Raw genomic sequence first — 20,059 nt, 5'->3', positions numbered from 1 at the left:
TCAACTGTCAGATCTAGTGTTGGTTATTACACGTAAATCTTGCATTGATGTCTTCCTTCAATATCACTCAATAACAAATAGGTGATTTAATACAAAGTGATACAGGAAATTAGCGCTTGTGAACGAGCAATATGCCTGAAATCTATCATCCTTATTCTTATCGCCGAAGTCGGAAACTGATTTCATGGAAAATGCAGATATTGGTCGCGGTTTTGAGCAATGTTTGGAAGTGTAAAATAGTCCGTAACTTTCCATATCTAATCCTATAAGCTTCCTACTATGTCCTTTTATCTCCTCAATCACCTGATTGTTGGCAATTACGCCTGCACCAGACGCAAAAGGCCCAATATGAATATTTAATTCAGTGGGAATATCCTTTACAGGCCAATCATTTTTGATGCGATCCACATAAGCTCGAGATCCTTTGCAAGAAAGAAATAATTCTCTTACATCTGTATCGAGATCAATAGACTTAAAGTCTGGCTCGAAAAGGCGCTCACCAGTATCAGTCGTCTTGATTTTACCGCTTCCACTGTCGAAAGATTGATCAGCAATCAATACGTCTCCTAAATTCCCAACCCCTTTTATCCCTCCCGCTATTCCAACCATTGCAACATACTTAGGTCTGAAGTTTTCAATTACCTTATTTGTCAAAACTGATGTCGCTACCATACCCATTTGCGGAGCACAAGCTGCTATAACTGAGATGGATAAATTTCCCTTAGTAAAAATCCCTCTAAAATACTCTGTACTGTCGTGACTTAATCGAAATGAGTCCCAATTACCATCGAGCTTTAAAACCGCATCTAGCTCCGGAGAACGCAATGCAGTTAAAATTGCAAGATCATAATTATAAGTAATATCAGCCACTTTCAAATCCCGCTTGGAGTTTATAAGATAATTAATTCTATTAAGAATTTGCTTTTCCCATTTAGTATTTTCTTGATCATACTTAACTAAAGCCCATAACTCATCTGAAAAATCGCCCTTAAATGTTTCTATGAAATCGTCAAATTCAGAAAAGCCAATAATATGAAATGGCTTCTTAAATCTTGGATTCCGATTTATTTCGTTTAAAAAATTTACTCCGTTTTGAGGAAATGGGTCGTCCCCATCTCTTGTAGGCAGAGATAAGTCGAGAATTAAAAGATCATAATGATTATTAACAAGATATTGCTTCGCTGAGGTTACGTTCGTAGCGGTCTCAAATATCTTCACCTCCGGTATTATTTCCAACAATCGCCTAACTGCTCTTATTTTGTGTTGATTATCATCAACAACCAAAACATTAATCATTTCCAATATTTTTATACTAAGTTCCCAATTACTACATTTTTCAACTCTTTCTGCCAGTTCGACTGATCTGCACCATAGTATATAGTGTCAAGATATACATCCGAAAATTGCCTCTTTAAAATGATTTTTAAGCTCTTTAAGTCTATATAATTTTCACCCTCACCAAATGTTTCGAATTGAGTTATCACAACCACCTTACAATTCTTCTTTTTTCTTACCAACTCAGTTAGAATGTCCATTCCTGCCAGTTTTCGAAACTTATACCCATCTTCACCAGACTTTATATCAAAGTTCGGCAGTTGCATATCTAACAGGATCAGATCATAAGCTCCTTGAATAATTTCTTTCAACCCCGACTGGTAAGATCTTCTCAAATCAATAAAAATGGCAGGAAAATTTGATGAAATGAAATCAAGAATTTGTTTCGACTTATGCTGATCATCTTCAATTAATAGTAGCTTCATTGATTGTTTTTTGAAGATTATTTATACCAAACATTATTGTAGTTTTAAAAATTCTGTCCTCATTCACTTCATCTATTTCAATTATATAACTGTCCCTTAACAAGTCTGTCCTTATAGTTTTATCAATCTTGAGGTACCCAGTTCCATCCTCTGTTCTTGTCCTTTCACTGTCTATATGCTTAGCATTAGATAACAACAAGCTCTTCTCGGCGATAGTGGCATTTAATTTATCAAGATTAATTTCATTCGAAAAATTATTTTGAACAACAATCTTCAATAAATCTGATTCCAGCTCAACAGAAATTAAAATCTTAATTTCATCAGCGGATAAATCTGAATGCTGGATAGCATTATGCAACAGATTCTGAATCAAATAAGTAAAATGTGCAAAATACTCCCCCTCAAAAACGACTGGGCAAGAAATTGAAATTGTCGGACTTAGATTCTCGAAATCTTTAAAAAGCCTTCTGAGAGTCCTTAATGTTGTATCTATTGGTAACTCAATAGTAAAGTCGTTAATCGATTTACTATTAGTTCTCCGAAACCATTCAGAAATCTTGTTAAGTTCATTCGTTATATCAGTTTGGCACTCAGTAATATTTCTATGAAAAACTATCAATTCTGGAAAATCTTGTCGATTTAGAACCAACTCAACGTCTTGATGGAGGCTACTTATGAGATGTTTCATCGTATCCCGAACATCGGTTGATATAACTTCTCGTATTCGAGTGAGGTTGTATTCTGTTTTTTCCCACAACTCCTCTATAATTGAGTCGAAAAACTCATCATAATCCTCTATTCCACCTAAACGATTCGTAAAAACGTTAAGCAGATCGTTCTCATTGTATGAATAATCAAATAAGCCTTCAGAGCCCTTCCTTTCAGTCCGTATCTGTAAACTAATATTTTTTAAATTCTTCGACACATTATCAATGTCAAACGAAAATTTTGCCATTAAGCTATTAAAATCAACAGCTCTATCTGGGTTGATTTGTAGCATGTTAACCCAAAACTCATTATCCTTATATTTATCAGAGGAGTCATCCACTTTGGTAAGTAAATGATACTTTTCAAAAACACTTCTGATCTCACCCAGTAGCGTTCCGTGGCGAATTCTCATACTCAAATAGGTATCTATACCAAACTCGTTACTCGCAATAAATCTATCTCTTATTTTGTAGAACATATCTACAAATTGCATAAATCTCGAATAGCTTGTAATTTTGATATTTTTTTCCTTAATTTCTACCTTATTAGTATCTGCCGACTTTCCATAGAACGGGACAATTACGTTTTCAATTTTTTCATTTAATAAATCTAATTGGTTAATGGAAAGGTTAGCAAGCTTTAGACTTCTCTCAAAGGTTTCCTTAATATCATTTTCAGTTGACTTCCTTATTCCCTTTACATCTACGTAAATTTTGCTCTCATCAATCTGCTTTATTCCTTTCCTTACTAGCTGGAAACGACTTATTTCCGCTATCTCATTTATATATTCCTCATAATTTGCTTTGTCAATGCTTGTGAGGATTGAGCAAATCTCAATGCGCTCATTATCGAGTTCATCTTGATTCTCAAACAAAAATGATGAATCGTAAATATCCTGTCGGCAAACATATTTCAAAAAATATATTAATTTCTCATTTTCGAAAGAATCTTTAATCCCAAATATTTCCTTTGGATAATCCAAATTATACTGAAAGAGGAAATTGTCATACGCTATCCACAGGTCATTGGGTGGTACAACATGCTGATATTGGTGAAATAATATAGGAAGATTAATATTTGCATGCAGATTTCTGTCCGTTGTGGTAGTTAAGTAAGTAATGAAAGATCTATGCATTAGCTTACTTATTAAATTTGGGTTTCTTATATTACTATTAACGATTAAATCTAATGCCACATCCCACATTTCCAGCGAAAGATAGCAGTGAATTTTAATAGATAATATAGTCTCCTGAGAATGCTGAATATCATTTTGCTCAGGAAAAAGAGATTCGATTAATTGTAATTCATTAATTGCTTCTTTATAAAGATTTCCATCTAAGAGAAGTTTTGTTTTATATAAACCCTTTCTAAATGGATCGATTAAGTCAGACGTTGAATCGTTGAACGACTTTTGTATAATAGATTTTATCAAGCTTACTATCGCTGGCACATGAACTTGACTTCCTATTTCATCTAGAAATTTAATTCCAGTGCTTTCATTAAAGCTTGTTGCGCAAATGGGATTGATATAATAGGATCTTAAACATCCCAATAACATGGAATTCACTCTATCACTTTCCCAAGAGTGTTCTTTACTAAAAAAAAGATGATAATTATAAGTCCAAGAATTTAGTCCAATTGAATTAAACGTCTTATGTGCATTTATGAGAGCGTGTTGGGTTTCATTATTCTTCGAAATTATATTTCCCATGTCTTCCAAGCATTGAGCCGCCAAACTCTGTGGAGCAAATAATTGCAAATTATCAGAACCTACGTAATGACATGACTTGATATAAATCTCATACAACTCAAAACATAGTGGATTAGCAAGCAAAAATTTTGAACATCGATCTACAACCTCACGATAGTTTCCCTTTGTGTAATCCTCTAAGATAGAAATGAAAGACCTGTTTCTAACGTCCAAATCAAATAAAACATCCTTATTCAGAGAAAAGAGTACCGATATGAATCTTTGATCTCTAATTTCTAAATATAGTTCTATCAGCAACGCTTCAACCGAATCAGTAAACTTTTTCGCTTCTTTTTGTGATACAAACTGCGATATAGCATCAACAAATGTTACATATCTGTCAATAATTGATGCACTAGATTCCACATTGAGTAAATAGCCAAGTTGTTCATATGAATCCGCAGAAAAATAGTCCAACTTGAATCTAAAATATTCTCTTAAACCATCACTGTCCTTATACAAATCGATATAACTATTAATTACCTCGGAGTATTTAAAGTATGACAGATTTTTTTCAATCCTAATGCTGTGATATTTAGCCAGTAAATTAGTGAAAATATTATTTTCCTTGTCAAGAATGACTGTAAGAGCCTCTTTGTTTTGCTTAAACCCGCTTTCATACTCGGCAAGAAGGAGCATTTTCTCGATGCTCCAATGAGAATAGCAAATGGTTGAATTAATTTCTTGAAGGACACCTCTCGCGAGATCATATTGTCCTACTACAAATAGTTCTTCAAACTTTCGTTGCAAGACTATAAACTCTTTGAGAACTTTAGAGTTTATTATAAAAAATTTAATTTGCCAAGTAATTTCTTTCTCTATTTCATTGAAGGGGTAAATTGGAGATGTACTTCGAATTTCTCTGTAAGATTTAGGTAAATCTGGGGGAAGTATTGATTTAAACTTATCGAAAGAATTATTAAAAATTACATTGGCCTGAGATGTGGGTAATGTGTATTTCAGTTTCTTAATAATATCAACTGAATCTTCCCTGATTCCACGACCTGACTCTTTCTTTAAATCTCGTTCTAATTTTCTGCGCTTTGCTCGACTGGTTATTGGAGGTGGCATCTAATTGCTATATGTTCAGGTTTATCAATTTTTACGTGGTAATAATCAAATAAAAAAGCTTTTTCAAATCTGACAATTACACAAGAAATTAGGTTACATAGTCATCTCAATCTTAACAAAATCTAAAATTAAGATTATGCTAGAAATTTCTCAAGAATGGATTTTAATATACACCTTTTGTTAATGCTGCTATTGAGAGTGAATCAATATTACACAAAACCACTAAGTTTTCAAAATTATATAAGGAAAAGCCAGTCGAGGTACTTATATGTTATTAATGAATTTTAGGGGTCAAGCAATGATCCCAGCAAACACCAATATCTATATGGATTTATTCATTGATAATTTACTAGGAGTATAACATGGGCATAGGTAAGAAGATTCCAGTCTGGCACTGCTTTAACCGATTAAGGAAGTCTTCCTTAATTGATGACTAGAAATAGTGGTGTTATCAAAATGCAATATCATTTCCGAATGCTCAATCCTCTCAACCCATTGTAGCTGACTCTTGATCATTCTGTATTTTTTTTTATCTTTGGTATGATTTAGAATTGCCAGTGCAACGCTAAGATAATTGTAAAGCAGGTAGCTTTGAAAATATAGGCACGTTGATCGTGTAGCTCAATAAAATCATAATAGGTATTGAGATGATGGAGAACTGAATATATTGATAGTTCGAGACCCGTCTTCCTCCCCAGGTGCATTATCAAAGACTAACAGTCTTTATTAGGTGCCAGTTTTATTGAGAAAGCGTCAATCGTGTAGTTCTTGTAAGGGCTTATCAGTAAGTATCTTAGGTATAAGTAGATACGTATTACGATTTTAGTCCCGTCCAGACCGCAAAAAGCTCAGAGAAATCTGGGCTTTTTTTGGTATTAGGGAGCGAGGGTTTAGGCTATAGGAGTTAGGAGTTAGGAATTAGGTTATGCACCATTTGCCATTTAAATTTTATATAATTCATGTCTGTCATCCTACCACGCCAGACCGCAAAAAAGCGGATCAAGCCCGAGGTTATTGGAGATGGTGGGATTTTTATTGGATTGATTTATTAGTCCATTAGCAGTTGTTTTTATATCACCCATTCTGGGTTTATGGGGGGTAAACTGGCACAAATGAAATCTATAACGATGCCACCCATTCTGGGTTTGCATAAATAAAGTTCGCTCGCTAACAGCCGATTGCCCTCCGACTCTGACCTTCCACATATTCCCGCCCCATTAGGGGTGGTATCTTAATAGAAAAAACACAAACCAAGGAAACCAGAGCCCCATCGGTGTGACATCTTAATTTGGTCGAGCGCTAGCTATGGTGGTAGGGTATAGGGATTAGGGTTTAGGCTATAGGAATTAGGAATTAGGTTATGCACCATTTGCCATTTAAATTTTATATAATTCATGTCTGTCATCCTACCACGCCAGACCGCAAAAAAGCGGATCAAGCCCGAGGTTATTGGAGATGGTGGGATTTTTAATGTATTGATTTATTAGCCCATTAGCAGTCGTTTTAATATCGCCCATTCTGGGTTTTTGGGAATAAACTGGCGCAAATCAAATTTATAACGATGCCACCCATTCTGGGTTTGCATAAATAAAGTTCGCTCGCTAACAGCCGATTGCCCTCCGACTCTGACCTTCCACATATTCCCGCCCCATTAGGGGTGGTATCTTAATAGAAAAAACACAAACCAAGGAAACCAGAGCCCCATCGGGGTGACATCTTAATTTGGTCGAGCGCTAGCTATGGTGGTAGGGTATAGGGATTAGGGTTTAGGGTTTAGGCTATAGGAATTAGGAATTAGGTTATGGACCATTTGCCATTTAAATTTTACATAATTCATGTCTGTCATCTTGCCACGACATGGCGAGGGCGTGGGGTCGCGAGTTCGAGTCCCGCAGGATGGCCTGCTTAATTTCGTATCGAGGAAATTTTGAAAACGTCTATTTTTATATGTTCTGCCGGACTGTCTGACACATCAATATTAAATATAACTAAACACTTTTTTGTGGAGATGGTTAGATCTCAGGGCGAAACGATTAAAGACTTGCTAATTTATAATTTGAGTGAGAGGACTAGCCCGCAGAAATAATAAGTGGGCTAGTTCTTGCTTATTCTCTGCATGCTGTAAGCCAAAATTTTTCATTTTTTGTTTTCTTCAATCCTATAATCGTAGATTTGGGGATTCAAAAAATGAGAAGATGATTACAATTGAAAATTTAGCCGTTGAGTTTAGCGGTTCTGTCCTTTTTAGCGATGTTTCCTTCGTTATAAATCCTACTGATAAAATTGCCCTGATGGGTAAAAATGGTGCGGGGAAGTCTACAATGATGAAAATTATTGCTGGCGAACAAAAAGCCAATCGGGGGCATGTACGAGCACCTAAAGATGCCGTAATTGCCTATTTGCCGCAACATCTGCTTACCGAAGACAACTGTACCGTTTTCGAGGAGGCGGCCAAAGCATTCAAACAGGTTTTTGAAATGCGGGTCGAAATGGAAAAGCTCAATCTGGCCCTGGAAACCCGTACCGACTACGACAGCGATGAATACATGTCCATCATCGAAAAGGTGACGGAAATAGGTGAAAAATATTATCAGCTGGAAGAGGTCAACTACGATGCAGAAGTAGAAAAAGCCCTGAAAGGACTAGGATTCAGGCCGGAAGATTTTCACAGACAAACCAAGGAGTTCAGTGGAGGCTGGCGTATGCGGATTGAGCTTGCCAAAATATTATTGCAAAAGCCAGACCTTATTCTGCTCGATGAGCCTACCAACCACATCGACATTGAATCGGTGATATGGCTGGAAGACTTTTTGGTGAACAAGGCTAATGCCGTTATGGTAATTTCTCACGATCGTGCCTTCATCGATAATATTACCAACCGTACCATCGAGGTAACCATGGGGAGGATTTATGATTATAAAGCCAATTATTCCCATTACCTGCAATTGCGGGAGGAACGAAGAGCACATCAGGTGAAGGCATACCAGGAGCAACAGAAGATGATTGCCGATAATATGCAATTCATTGAACGCTTTCGGGGAACCTACTCCAAGACCAATCAGGTCTCTTCCCGGGAACGCATGCTAGAGAAATTGGAAATTATAGAAATTGATGAAATTGATAATTCGGCCTTAAAACTTCGTTTTCCTCCTTCACCGCGCTCTGGCGATTATCCGGTGACGGTAAAAGATGTATCCAAATCTTATGGAGATCAGGTTGTGTTCAAGAATGCAAGCATGTCCATATCAAGGGGGGAGAAGGTGTCTTTTGTCGGCCGAAACGGGGAAGGCAAGTCAACGATGATTAAGGCAATTATGGGCCAGATCGATGTGGAGGGCACCTGTCAGCTGGGACATAATATTAAAGTCGGGTATTTTGCCCAGAATCAGGCATCCTTATTGGATCCCAATCTGACGATATTTCAGACTGTAGACGAGGTGGCGGAAGGAGATGTTAGAACCCAAATTAAAAATATCCTGGGTGCTTTTATGTTCCAGGGGGAAGACATCGACAAAAAAGTAAGTGTATTGTCAGGGGGAGAAAAAACACGTCTGGCCATGGTGAAGTTGCTCCTGGAGCCTGTTAACTTATTGATTCTGGATGAACCTACCAACCACCTGGATTTAAAGTCGAAGGATGTATTGAAGGAGGCCCTAAGGAACTTTGATGGGACCTTGGTGCTGGTATCCCATGATCGTGATTTTTTACAAGGGCTTTCTCAAAAAGTCTTCGAATTTAAAGACAAACGTGTCATCGAACATTTTGAAACCATCGATGCATTCCTGGAACGTAACCGTATAAAAAGTATAGCTGACCTGCAGTTGGTTAAGTAATATGAACCGATAAGCCTTATCGCAATAAAAGACCAGAAGGTCAGGTTTACCGGTTTTTATATTCGATTTTTACGGAGCTGGGATAAATATTGCTTTAAATTATGATCTCCCACCATTAGATCCTTTTACAAATGTCCTTACCAGTAATAAGGGAAATATTGGTAACTAATAATTCCATAAATGGGAAAGGACAAATTTGAAATTCAAAGGAAATTCCCGAAAAGGGAGGAGGGAGTGCAATACTACTGCCTCTGCCATAAAGGGCTATTTCTTACTGAATATTGTACAAGTCCTGAATAACCCTATGCCTGGTTACTAAACTTAATAGGATTAAACTCGTGCGGTACTTTATTCTAATTTGTTCTCTCTTGTTGACTTCGTACACCCGATCCAGCCCCATTACGGACGGGCCGAAGCCAAATTTTATCATTATTTTAACGGATGATCAGGGTTATCAGGATCTTGGTTGTTACGGATCGCCCGACATTAAAACGCCAAATTTAGATAAAATGGCTTCGGAGGGGATGCGATTCACCAGTTTTTATGCCCAAACGGTCTGTGGTCCATCCAGGGCAGCGCTGCTAACTGGCTGTTATCCCTTGCGCCTTGCCCGGAATGATACAGGAGAGATGCCTCATCCCAAACTGGCCTTGAGTGAAGTGACCCTAGCAGAAGTATTGAGGTCGGTAGGATATAAAACCGGAATGATCGGCAAATGGGATCTCGCCGGACATAGTCAGGACGACTTTAATCCCGATTTATTACCCTTTGACCAAGGTTTCGATTATTCATTTTTTACACCTACCAGCAATGATTCAAAAGTCAATTTACTCAGGAATAAGGAAGTGGTTGAGCTAAATGCAGACATGTCCACGCTCACCAGAAGATATACCGATGAGGCCATAGGTTTTATTGAGAATAATAAACAACACGCATTTTTTCTTTATCTGGCACATTCCATGCCCCATGTAAAATTGGCTGTTTCAGAGGAATTCAAAGGCAGATCGGCCGCTGGCCTTTATGGGGATGTCTTAGAAGAAATCGATTATCATGTGGGACGGATATTGGCTAAACTAAAAGAATCTGGATTGGATGATAATACCTATGTAATATTTACCAGTGATAATGGTCCTTGGTGGGTAAAGGGAGACCAGGCGGGCCATTCCGGACCATTGCGAGGGGCCAAAACATCGGCATGGGACGGAGGGTCGAGGGTACCCTGTATTATTAGGGCAAAGGGCCATGTACCTGCCGGAAGGACAACGGACCTCGTAATTACGACAATGGATCTGCTTCCAACCTTGGCCAAAATAGCGGGCGCTGAGGTACCCAAAGACAGAGTAATTGATGGGCTGGATATTTCTGGCATTCTTACTGGAAAGGTAACGGAGCTCAACCGCCCCTTTTATTTCTATCAGCACGATCAGTTAAGGTCGGTGCGTAGGGGGAAGTGGAAGTTGCATCTGCCACATCGACAAGATCCAAAGTCCATCGCTTTTGCGAAGTGGCCTATTCATATTGCGCCAGAGGATAGAGTGGTGTTTACCATGCCAGTGCTGTATAATGTGGAAAACGATGTAGGGGAGACCACAGACGTGGCTGTCCAGAATCCGGAAATAATGAAAGCCCTGATGCGTGATCTGGAATGGGCTACAAAAGATATAGGTGATGGAGGGAAGCGGGGCGTTAATGCCCGCCCACTTGGAACGGAGCCTTATCATACACCAAATAAGCTTATTCCCGAAAATCATAAATAAAAAATTGAACGAGATAGATGGAAAGTAAAATCATGAATAAAAGAAATAGCAGGCTCTACTTCTCGATGACAGGCATTTTGCTATTATGCGGTATTTTTATCGCAGGAGCTACCAGGCTCTTTGCTGGCAATGAGCAGAAGGAAGATAGTGATGACCGGGTGAAATTTTCCTATTCCCATATCACCGGTATTGGAAAGGACTCCTTATTTAACAGGCGTGACAACAGCGATATTATTAAAGTTGGGGACACTTATTATATATGGTATTCCAGAATGAATAGTCCGGTAACTTCTGGGTATTGGGCTACCATCTGGTATGCCACCTCTACCGACGAAGGCCATAGTTGGACAGAGCAAGGCATGGCCCTTGGAGTAGGAGAACCGGGAAATTTTGACAGCCATTCCGTATTTACCCCCAATATTCTGGCTTTTCAGGGAAAGTATTATATGTATTATACGGGCGTAAAGCCCACTCCGGGAAATCCGAACCGTGAATTTGAAGGTAACCATACCACCGATATTACTGCTATAGGCCTTGCCGTTGCCGATCGCCCGGAAGGGCCCTTTAAACGGGTGGGGAATAATCCTATTTTGTCCATCAGTCAGAAGCCGGAAGATTTTGACAGTTATAGAATAGACGATGCCAGTCTACTAGTTAAAGACAATAAAATTTGGCTGTACTATAAAGGAAGATCTATCGTACATGGTGAAAGAGGGCCTGGCCTAACGGAGATGAACGTTGCCATTGCAGACAAGCCGGAAGGTCCCTTCGTGAAACATGATGGTTCAATTTTGAAAAAGAGCCATGAGGTGTTGATATGGAAAAAGGGTGAAGGGGTAGCTTCGTTAGCCTCTATCAACAAAACCATAAATTATGCCCAAGATGGGATCCATTTTTCTGTTCAAAGTGAAGATTTGACCGACATACCTAAGGCTCCGGGCTTATATAGGCCTGATTTGGAAGATGGAAATCCGAACACCAGGACGCCCGGCTGGGGCATCGCCATGACGGGTCAAAAAGGGCAGGTTTACCTGCTGCGATTTGTAATAGAATAATCAGCCGACAGACATAGGCACGGATGTCGTGTACTGAATGATTTTTAAAGGAAATTTGCTCTATGGTAAAATAATGAACCCTTAAAAGAATACATCGTTGCTGGCCCGCCATTTTATTACTTTTTTAAATGAATGGTGGTAAACTTGAATTTACCATCATTAATACGATACATTCGCTACTAACCTTCAACTGCTGATCTAGTGCTGATACAGAAAGGCTTTCAGCTCCTCCATGCACATGAAAGAATAACTGTCATAAATCTGCCACTACCCGTATTGTTTCAGTCTTTTTGGACCTGCAGGGAAGACAGTTTTCGCTTGATTCATTTGAAAATTCACGGCTGCTAATAACACTTTAGGATTATGCTAGGGATCTTTCTAGCCATGTCAATTATTTGAATCATTCCGGAAATAACTGACCGTGAAGCAAACTTTAGAGATTCTTTCAACCCGAATGGTCAAAGAATCAAAGGCTTTACTAAAACATAACAAGGTTCCATTGCGTCGGTCAATTATCGGGCTGGAAAGTCCGTTGGTTCTTAATTGGTACGGAAAATAATTGGAACTGAAGGAGCTATGTACACTACCGCAGATGGGGGACAGGTAGTATTCTATCCATGGACAATAATAGGTTAAGGAAGAATCAAGAACAATTTGAGTTTCTTGGCGTTCCTGTAAAAAATTTCACAATACCGCAAGACAAGGTTCTGGGACCTGGATATCATGTAGCACAGCATTATGGACTGGTCTTTCATGATTTGAAAGACGGTACGAGACTGGCTTCACGGTACTCTGATGCTCTCACTCGACACAAATTGCTGGAAACGATACAAAAATCTTCGGCGACCGGTCTGCGCCACTTCTTGTCTAAGGTATAAAAGTATTGTCAAAATAAAATGCGATAGTAACCCAGGTTAATATTTCCGGCTGTTCCTCTTGGTAGGTTTGTATTGTCAAAACGAATTGACGATTAACTACAAAAGAATGAAAACTTTATTTATTGCTTTGGCGGCCTCTCTTTTTGCCATTACTTCTTCGGCTCAGAACATCAATAAACCAACAGTTGTTTTGGTGCATGGTGCATGGTCAGACGTTTCAGCGTGGAATGCAGTTATTCCTTTAATAAAAGCCAAGGGAATTAAGGTAATGGCAGTCAACCTGCCCGGACATGGAAACGACTCAACACCCTTTACATCCATCACCCTGCAATCCTATATCGACGCCGTTAAAAATCAAATAGGGGATACAAAAAATGTTATTCTTGTTGGACACAGTATGGCGGGAATCGTGATTAGTCAAGTGGCAGAGGAAATGCCCAGCAGCATTCATAAATTGGTATATCTTGCTGCCTATTTACCTGCCAACGGTCAAAGCCTGCTGGACATCGCCAAAACAGATGCAACTAGTCATGTAGGGCAATTCCTGGAGATAGATCAGTCAGCTGCATCAGCAGGGATTGGAAAGGAGGGTGCCGTGGATATATTTGTGGCTGATGCGCCTAAACTTATTCAGGACAGATTTGCCCGTGGTGTACAACCCGACCCGCTGGTGCCATTTGCTTCTCCGGTGACACTTTCAGAAAAGAACTTTGGTTCCATAAAAAAGGTTTACATCCATACGCTAAATGATCATGCTATAGGTTATGCCACACAACAAGCGATGGTGAAAAATACGAATGTAGAAAGCGTTCATACGCTGAAAAGTAGCCATTCACCATTTATCACTATTCCTGATCAGCTTGCGGCGATATTAATCAGTGAAGTCCATTAATTCAATTATCATAATGCCAAATAAAACCTGCCTGTAGATAAGGCAGGTTTTATTGTACATTTGTGGAAATCAATTGCAGTAACATGGTCGAAATAGAACAGTTAAGAAGCGCAATGTCTTTGGCGGTAAACATGGATGCCGAGGCCTTTAATCTATCTCTTCCCTACTGGAAACTAAAGGAATACAAAAAGGGAGAGTTTTATAATGAGTACCATAACGTTTGCAAGCATCTTGGCTTCATTATCCATGGCGTTTTTCGGATTTACCGTTCCGATGATGAAACTAGCGAAGAAAAAAATATGCTGTTCTTTTCTGAACGTCAGTTTGTTGCTTCTTACACGAGCTTTCTCAGCCAGAAACCCTGTAATTATTTTACTGCTTCCTTAGGCAGGTCCTTGATTCTTTACATTCACATCGATTCCTTGAATTTACTCTATAAGGAATCGCATCAGTGGGAAAGATTCGGCAGGTATATTGCCGAAACCGCATTTCATCAGCTTATGGCGAATACGGAAGGCTTTTTGTTTAAATCTGCAGAGCAGCGTTATATGGATATGATGAATCAGCATCCGGACATCTTAAAAGCAGTGCCCATTTACCATCTCGCCTCCTACCTTGGCATCCAAGCGCCATCCCTGAGCCGGATCCGGAAACGCTTGGCTAGTAAGTAGGTAAGACTTATTTTAGTTTTGACTCTCCATTTTGCGAAATTTATGCAAAAAAGTGTGCCGATTTTCTAGACCACCTCAAAATGACAGAAGTTTTGGAGTTTTCCTGCCATTACGATCGCTTCGTTGAGGAGATAGAAAAGAGGATGTTGGCAGGAGAGCTTGTCCTTCTTCCAATCGATGTCGTTAGTAAAGTTATCGTAGAAGGGATTTCTCCCTCGAGCAATATTCTGATAGAGCACTAAGGAAAAGGTATGACCTACGTCGTTTCCCAATATCAATGACAAATTCAGAAGTATTCCATGCCTGAAAAATGTAACATTTATATCCCTATACGCAGACTAACCAAAATATCCGCAGGCCATACGAGTACGGCCTACGGTTCAGAGGGTTATTTATTACGCATTATTTTTTTGACTTATTCCCTTTTAGTTTTAGTTTATACCCGAGGTTAATTACCACTGGTTCGCTACTACCACCTTTAAAGGCCCGGTCTTGAAATACAGAAATATCCAGACTGTTTCTTTTTGCCAGGTCTATTTCTACACCAGTCTTATAGCGCACCTGATCGAAACCATTACCGATCAGATAGAAAACGTCGGCAGAGACATAGGGAGAAAAACGGCTTTTGTTTTGATAACTAAATTCAAATTTGTGCCTGAAATAGCTTCCGGTCGTCGTCAGACCTGCATCGTCATCTTTGAACTGATGCTGGTACCGGAAACGATAATCAAACTTTAACCAGTTGGTAAGGTCATGGTCGAATTTTACATTTCCGTAAAAACGATGGTAAGATCGATAAAAGTAATCGGCATCCGTTTTATCAAGTTTTCTCTTACCAATATACCGGTAATAGATGCTTGCATCCAGAAATTTGTTGATTTTGTACTCCAATCCTGCTTCCCCCAGATAGGCGTTTAGGATGTTAGCATTCTCGCTGAAGCGGGCCTGACCACTCAGGTCGAGGCTAAAAGATTTATTCAATTTCTTTTCAACTGAAGCGCCGGTCCATAGACCGACCCCCTGGGCATGAGCGGAAAGGGGTAATGCCAGTATGGCTAAAATGAAATAGGGTCTCATAGGATTTTAGTTTTATGATGAAAGTAATCTGGGGTTGAAGGAGCACCAACTGGTTCGGAGGGATAAAAAAAGATAGTCATACGCGTGGCATCTTTCAAAAAGTCGATGTCTTCTATTTCCACCCGATGGACATCCAAGCCAGTCCGGTAGCGCAAATCTTCGATTAATTCCTGCCGGTGCTCCGGCTTGATGAGGTGAATGTTTTCGTATATGATACTCTTGCCTCGTTCCTTTTTCATGAGCCAGTCACCTTCCAGAAGATGGGTTACCAATAGTATAATCAGGCAGAAGAAACTTAATTCATCCCATCCCCCCTTGCTGATGGCAGAGATTAGCCCTATGGCGATTACCAGAAACAGATAGGTCATGTCCTTGGCTGATATGCCTTCGGTACGATAGCGTAGCATGGAGAATACCGCGAACAGACCAAAGGCTGCGCCCATGGACATTTCTACTTTGTTGAGCAAATAAGTGATCATGAAAATGACCATATTAAAAACAAAGAAGGTGATGAAGAGGTCGGTTCGCTTATAGTTTTTATAATATATAAAGCGAATGAGAATGAATACCGACAAGAAATTGATAGCCATTCTTAGGATGAATTTTAGGGATATTTTATCCAGAAAATCATATGAACTGAGGAATTCGGGAAGCTGCACTGATAACATAAGAATGGTTGATTTTGTTTAGATAATTTACTTTGGCTTTAAATCGGTTGCGCTTTACATTTTCATAAAGACTGACCACACCCAGGCAATATTTACTCATGCCTCCCGATTTGTATCTCATCTTTTGCATCAGGTCAAGGAAAGGGGAAGCGCTGTTCTGCTTTTCCTGTTTCACCTCTATGACGATCAGCTGACCATAATCCTGGTGACTATTACCGGCACGAAACCGGAGGTTAAGGTCGATGGTAATTCTTTCGACCGCGTGGATACTGACTAGGGTAAGTCTTGAATAATAGACCCATAGGGTAGGTTTCAACAGATTCGGATCATAGTCTGTACTTTTTTGGAGGAATTGACGGCTCGCTGATCCTAAATCTTCCTGATCGTTTAATTGATCAGGTATTCTGGTTTTGTGGGTCCGGCCCTTGTTATTGCTCTGTTTTATTTCAAAAAACGAGCTTTGCGTATTAATATAGTTCCGATACCTGATCTTATAACGATTCAGATGACCGGCATGGTGCTGATGGTACAGGTCCATGGCCTCGGAATCGAAATAGAGCGTTTCATAATCGAAAATCCGTGTTTCTCCCATTTCCAATATACGGTAGTGGGCTTGAACCTGATACAGAATATCAGCAAGCTTCTCTACCGGTAGGGTAAATTTAACCTCCATCCTGTTCATAAGTTTTACCGACTCCATCTCACCAAGCGAAATAGGATCAAAGCTTTCAATTTGATTGGCTATGGATAGAAAAGTTTGCTGATTCTTCATGACAATTATTTTAAAAAGGTTTCTACCGCCGCATTTCTGCTGATCACATGATTCTTCAAATTGGTAAGTTCCGTATCGAAAGAACTTGCATTGGTCAGGTTAGAGTACTTGGTCTGTTCCGGTTCACTTCCTGTAACATAGGGTTGAATAAGGTCATGATATTTCTGCAGGGTAGCATTAATCTGACCAGGAATAAATATTTCTTCTTTGAAGCTTTTCACATATTCCTTGTATTTGGCATAGTATATCGGATCATCTGCGACATAACGTAGTAGGGGCCAGGTAGAGGTAACCTCTGACATGCTTAGGGAGACTGGGGTCATTCCACCACCACCAGCATTTCCTCCTGGACCATTGCCACCAGGACCGGTAACTGTGGAAGAGGTAGTAAGAGTAAAAGCCATATTATGATCCCAGGGTATCCACTTGAGATGGTCGGTAGGTGAATTGTAGAGATAGTAGTTATGGGCTTTAGAACCATACACATCCCAGCTAGATATGGTATTATTTACCGCCAGATATTTCAAGAAATGATCGACGTCAAAAGTGCTTTCCAGATTGGTTCTCCACTGGGCAGCGTCGGTAGTCCTGATCGTGCTATTCAGAGCGGTAATAAATGATTTTACATCATTATAATCGGCTTCGTCCTCATTGTTTTTCTTATCGAATTCCAATTGGGTAAAAGTCTTTAGATAGGATTCGGGTTTATAAATATTTCCATCATCTTCGCCAAACTGATCCTCTACCATCGTATCGTCGATCACCTCTACCATGGTATAGACGCCACAATACTTGCTGCCAGTTCCAAAGTCAATATATACCTTGTAAAAAGCCGTGCGTGCAGCCTGAACTCCAGCAGATCTGAAAATGTCGGCTACAACTTTTTCCCTCAAAAGGGAATTGTCGCTAAAACCGGGCGACATAGACAATTCTTTAAAACCGTACATGCGCTGGTTCTTCAGGGCGGGGTAATCGTCTTCGAACTTATCGAAATGGAGTCTGAATGGCAATTTATATATTCCTGCCTTCCAGATGGAGGAAAGACTGGAATTTCCTTTGAGTCGGAAGCCAACATGCGTCCAGGCTTTACCATTATACTTAACAGTTGTCTCAATATATTCTGGATCGTCACCAAAATCGTCGACTCCACCACCCCCTCCCGGGCCACCGACACCCCCGCCGCTAACCCCAAAGGAGCCGTAAGACTTGGCCACCATATCGGCCTGAATGGCAGCCCAATCGGCAGCCGTCATACTGATTTCGAGCGTATTTACCCTTTCCTGGGGAAAGATAAGATCGTAATCGGGATCCACCTCGTTGCTATGGCTTTCGGTGGTCCAGTCAGCATTTAATTCGATTGGATCGTCCGTCTCCACATTGGTAGGGTCTGAAACCTTGCAGGAACTCAAAAATAGGGCCCCTACAAACAATAGCCATAGACTTCGTGACTTTGAGCTGTTGTCTTTATACATATGATTGGTGTCGTTAATGGTTAAAAATGGTTGTTTTATAGGTATTCGGATAGTTGATCCGTTTTGATTCAAAGTGTCTACACTTAGTCGGAATGTGTAGACCATTTGTCATTTGGGGATATATTCAGGATGATCAATGCGACGAGCTGGAAGTCAGAATTTCTGTTGCCTGAACCCGCTGCCTCACATGAAGTTTCAAGGCATCTATCTCTTGAAGGAAGGATTGATAGCTGCTTAGCTGGGTAAATGGGCTCCGTTCCTGGGCTACAGCCTGCTCGATCAGCTGTGAACGTTGATCTATAATGGTGTCCATTCGTTCAGGTGAAAAATAGGTAGATGAAAATTGCTTGACATATTTTATATAGAGGGCATAATAAACTGGATCTTCGGCCACTGCAGTAATAAGCGACCACGGTTTTCCAACCGTCTTCAGGGTAAGGTCTATCCCTTCCTGGGAGAGCATAGGTCTGGTTCGCGGTCCGTTAGGGCGCACGGAGTGGTCTGGATTGTCTTCTGATAAGGCTTTTTCTGCTTTCTGTTCCTTATTACTAATATTCATAACCTCGTTCTGATCCCAAGGAATCCAGGTAAGTTTTTGATCGGGAGCATGATAGAGGTAATAATTATGCGGAACGTTCCCATAAGAGTCCCAAGAGGAAAGTAAGGTATTCATCGCCAGCCAACGCATGAATACGTCCATATTAAAGACTGATTCCAATTTTTTTCGCCATAATGCAGGATCCGATTTTCTGATTGAATGATTCAGTATGTCTATCGTTGTTTCTACGTCCTTCCAGTCTGCCGACTGTTTATTGTTTTTCTTTTCAAAATCTTTGGGAGCAAAGTCGGAGAAGGTAGATTCAGGTTTATAGATATTACCTTGGTCTGTTCCGAACTGAGATTTGATCATGGTATCGTCAACTACTTCTATTAGGGTATATAGTCCGTAGTACTGCGATCCTTCTCCGAAATCGATAAATACCTTACAAAACGATGTCTGAGGCGAGGGCACACCAGCCTCCCTGAAAAGGTCATAGGCTATTTTCTCTCTAATCAATGAAGGGTCCTTGAAGGCTGGTGAGAATGAGAGCTCCTGGAAACCATATAATGACTGCTTTTCGTATTTTTTGAAGTTTAGTCGAAATGGTAACTTATAAGTTCCAGCTAGCCAGGAGTTGGAAAGGCTCGAGTTCCCTTTGAGGCGAAAACCTACCTCTTCCATTAGCTTGCCATTGAAATCTATATCCACTGCAATATAGTCTGGGTCAAAGTCTTTTGATGCCCTTGGTTTCCCGATGGTTAAATCTGGCTGCATTCCCATTGGAGGAGGCGGAGGGAAGTTGCGGCTTCTGGGTTGAGAAGGTGAGTCTGAACGCTCTCCGGCGAACCTATTACCAGAGCCAAAATCTCCGAAATGACTAACCATATCTTCCTGCATTGATTCCCAATCCTCAGGGGATATCTTAACTTTGATTGTATTAATTTCCCCTTTTGGAAAAACTTGTTGGTAATTGGGTTCGGGAATGGTGGAGGACCCAGATTGAGCAAAAAGCAGTGTTGCTATTCCGCATATCAAAAGGGTACATAATATATTTGTTTTGGTGAGCATACTCGTTGGCGGTTATTAAATGATGTTGCCAAGGTATTGGACATCATTGGCTAATCCGAGTAGTTGTCGACAGGTAGGTGCATTGT

Annotated in this window: 14 protein-coding genes; 6 read left to right on the top strand and 8 right to left on the bottom strand. The window is 40.0% G+C overall.

Going from position 1 to position 20,059, the window contains the following annotated elements:
* Positions 1 to 63 precede the first annotated feature (63 nt).
* Genes X939_RS0117740 through X939_RS0117730 form a run of 3 tightly spaced genes read right to left on the bottom strand, consistent with a single transcriptional unit; the run spans position 64 to position 5,289 of the window.
* Entirely contained in the window at positions 64 to 1,296 is a 1,233-nt protein-coding gene (locus X939_RS0117740; protein WP_025764626.1) for a phosphorylase family protein, read from the bottom strand.
* 11 nt (positions 1,297 to 1,307) lie between these two features.
* Positions 1,308 to 1,760 (bottom strand): response regulator, encoded by a 453-nt coding sequence (locus tag X939_RS0117735; protein WP_025764625.1) that lies wholly within the window; start codon positions 1,758 to 1,760, stop codon positions 1,308 to 1,310.
* Positions 1,741 to 5,289, bottom strand: coding sequence for an ATP-binding protein (locus X939_RS0117730; RefSeq protein WP_025764624.1), 3,549 nt, complete (start codon positions 5,287 to 5,289; stop codon positions 1,741 to 1,743). The genes X939_RS0117735 and X939_RS0117730 overlap by 20 nt, the downstream gene beginning before the upstream one ends.
* 2,195 nt (positions 5,290 to 7,484) lie before the next feature.
* Here X939_RS0117730 and X939_RS0117705 point away from each other — a divergent pair.
* The 6 genes from X939_RS0117705 to X939_RS23695 all read left to right on the top strand — a co-directional run bounded on the left by X939_RS0117705 (position 7,485) and on the right by X939_RS23695 (position 14,617).
* A complete protein-coding gene (locus tag X939_RS0117705; RefSeq protein ID WP_025764622.1) occupies positions 7,485 to 9,122 on the top strand; it encodes an ABC-F family ATP-binding cassette domain-containing protein in 1,638 nt (545 codons plus the stop codon).
* Between the two features lie 368 nt (positions 9,123 to 9,490).
* On the top strand, positions 9,491 to 10,879 hold the full coding sequence (locus tag X939_RS0117700; protein WP_131694809.1) for a sulfatase family protein: 1,389 nt from the start codon (positions 9,491 to 9,493) through the stop codon (positions 10,877 to 10,879).
* A gap of 32 nt (positions 10,880 to 10,911) precedes the next feature.
* Positions 10,912 to 11,934, top strand: a complete 1,023-nt coding sequence (locus X939_RS22610; RefSeq protein ID WP_044199952.1) for a family 43 glycosylhydrolase — start codon at positions 10,912 to 10,914, stop codon at positions 11,932 to 11,934.
* Between the two features lie 984 nt (positions 11,935 to 12,918).
* Positions 12,919 to 13,704, top strand: coding sequence for an alpha/beta fold hydrolase (locus X939_RS0117685; protein ID WP_025764619.1), 786 nt, complete (start codon positions 12,919 to 12,921; stop codon positions 13,702 to 13,704).
* Positions 13,705 to 13,787: 83 nt separating this feature from the next.
* On the top strand, positions 13,788 to 14,375 hold the full coding sequence (locus X939_RS0117680; RefSeq protein WP_025764618.1) for a Crp/Fnr family transcriptional regulator: 588 nt from the start codon (positions 13,788 to 13,790) through the stop codon (positions 14,373 to 14,375).
* Between the two features lie 80 nt (positions 14,376 to 14,455).
* Positions 14,456 to 14,617 (top strand): hypothetical protein, encoded by a 162-nt coding sequence (locus X939_RS23695; protein ID WP_157493026.1) that lies wholly within the window; start codon positions 14,456 to 14,458, stop codon positions 14,615 to 14,617.
* A 160-nt stretch (positions 14,618 to 14,777) separates the two neighbouring features.
* Here the strand turns inward: X939_RS23695 and X939_RS0117670 are convergent, their stop codons facing one another.
* From X939_RS0117670 to X939_RS0117650, 5 genes are all read right to left on the bottom strand, one after another.
* Complete coding sequence (locus X939_RS0117670; protein WP_025764616.1) at positions 14,778 to 15,452, bottom strand: DUF2490 domain-containing protein; 675 nt, start codon at positions 15,450 to 15,452, stop codon at positions 14,778 to 14,780.
* Positions 15,449 to 16,042 (bottom strand): DUF4956 domain-containing protein, encoded by a 594-nt coding sequence (locus X939_RS0117665; RefSeq protein ID WP_229236089.1) that lies wholly within the window; start codon positions 16,040 to 16,042, stop codon positions 15,449 to 15,451. The genes X939_RS0117670 and X939_RS0117665 overlap by 4 nt, the downstream gene beginning before the upstream one ends.
* A 37-nt stretch (positions 16,043 to 16,079) precedes the next feature.
* Positions 16,080 to 16,892, bottom strand: a complete 813-nt coding sequence (locus X939_RS0117660; protein ID WP_025764614.1) for a polyphosphate polymerase domain-containing protein — start codon at positions 16,890 to 16,892, stop codon at positions 16,080 to 16,082.
* A gap of 5 nt (positions 16,893 to 16,897) precedes the next feature.
* Positions 16,898 to 18,364: a CotH kinase family protein gene (locus X939_RS0117655; RefSeq protein WP_025764613.1), complete on the bottom strand. Its 1,467-nt coding sequence runs from the start codon at positions 18,362 to 18,364 to the stop codon at positions 16,898 to 16,900.
* 133 nt (positions 18,365 to 18,497) lie between these two features.
* Entirely contained in the window at positions 18,498 to 19,973 is a 1,476-nt protein-coding gene (locus X939_RS0117650) for a CotH kinase family protein (RefSeq protein WP_025764612.1), read from the bottom strand.
* Positions 19,974 to 20,059: the final 86 nt, after the last annotated feature.

Origin of the sequence: Dyadobacter tibetensis Y620-1, from assembly GCF_000566685.1 — a bacterium.
Lineage (GTDB): Bacteria > Bacteroidota > Bacteroidia > Cytophagales > Spirosomataceae > Dyadobacter > Dyadobacter tibetensis.
This window is presented reverse-complemented; position numbering and strand designations above follow the sequence as displayed.

What these genes read in the sequence shown, in the direction of transcription:
- X939_RS0117740 (WP_025764626.1), bottom strand. Translation starts at nt 1,296, where the DNA reads ATGATTAATGTTTTGGTTGTTGATGATAATCAACACAAAATAAGAGCA.
- X939_RS0117735 (WP_025764625.1), bottom strand. Translation starts at nt 1,760, where the DNA reads ATGAAGCTACTATTAATTGAAGATGATCAGCATAAGTCGAAACAAATT.
- X939_RS0117730 (WP_025764624.1), bottom strand. Translation starts at nt 5,289, where the DNA reads ATGCCACCTCCAATAACCAGTCGAGCAAAGCGCAGAAAATTAGAACGA.
- X939_RS0117705 (WP_025764622.1), top strand. Translation starts at nt 7,485, where the DNA reads ATGATTACAATTGAAAATTTAGCCGTTGAGTTTAGCGGTTCTGTCCTT.
- X939_RS22610 (WP_044199952.1), top strand. Translation starts at nt 10,912, where the DNA reads ATGAATAAAAGAAATAGCAGGCTCTACTTCTCGATGACAGGCATTTTG.
- X939_RS0117685 (WP_025764619.1), top strand. Translation starts at nt 12,919, where the DNA reads ATGAAAACTTTATTTATTGCTTTGGCGGCCTCTCTTTTTGCCATTACT.
- X939_RS0117680 (WP_025764618.1), top strand. Translation starts at nt 13,788, where the DNA reads ATGGTCGAAATAGAACAGTTAAGAAGCGCAATGTCTTTGGCGGTAAAC.
- X939_RS23695 (WP_157493026.1), top strand. Translation starts at nt 14,456, where the DNA reads ATGACAGAAGTTTTGGAGTTTTCCTGCCATTACGATCGCTTCGTTGAG.
- X939_RS0117670 (WP_025764616.1), bottom strand. Translation starts at nt 15,452, where the DNA reads ATGAGACCCTATTTCATTTTAGCCATACTGGCATTACCCCTTTCCGCT.
- X939_RS0117665 (WP_229236089.1), bottom strand. Translation starts at nt 16,042, where the DNA reads ATGGCTATCAATTTCTTGTCGGTATTCATTCTCATTCGCTTTATATAT.
- X939_RS0117660 (WP_025764614.1), bottom strand. Translation starts at nt 16,892, where the DNA reads ATGAAGAATCAGCAAACTTTTCTATCCATAGCCAATCAAATTGAAAGC.
- X939_RS0117655 (WP_025764613.1), bottom strand. Translation starts at nt 18,364, where the DNA reads ATGTATAAAGACAACAGCTCAAAGTCACGAAGTCTATGGCTATTGTTT.
- X939_RS0117650 (WP_025764612.1), bottom strand. Translation starts at nt 19,973, where the DNA reads ATGCTCACCAAAACAAATATATTATGTACCCTTTTGATATGCGGAATA.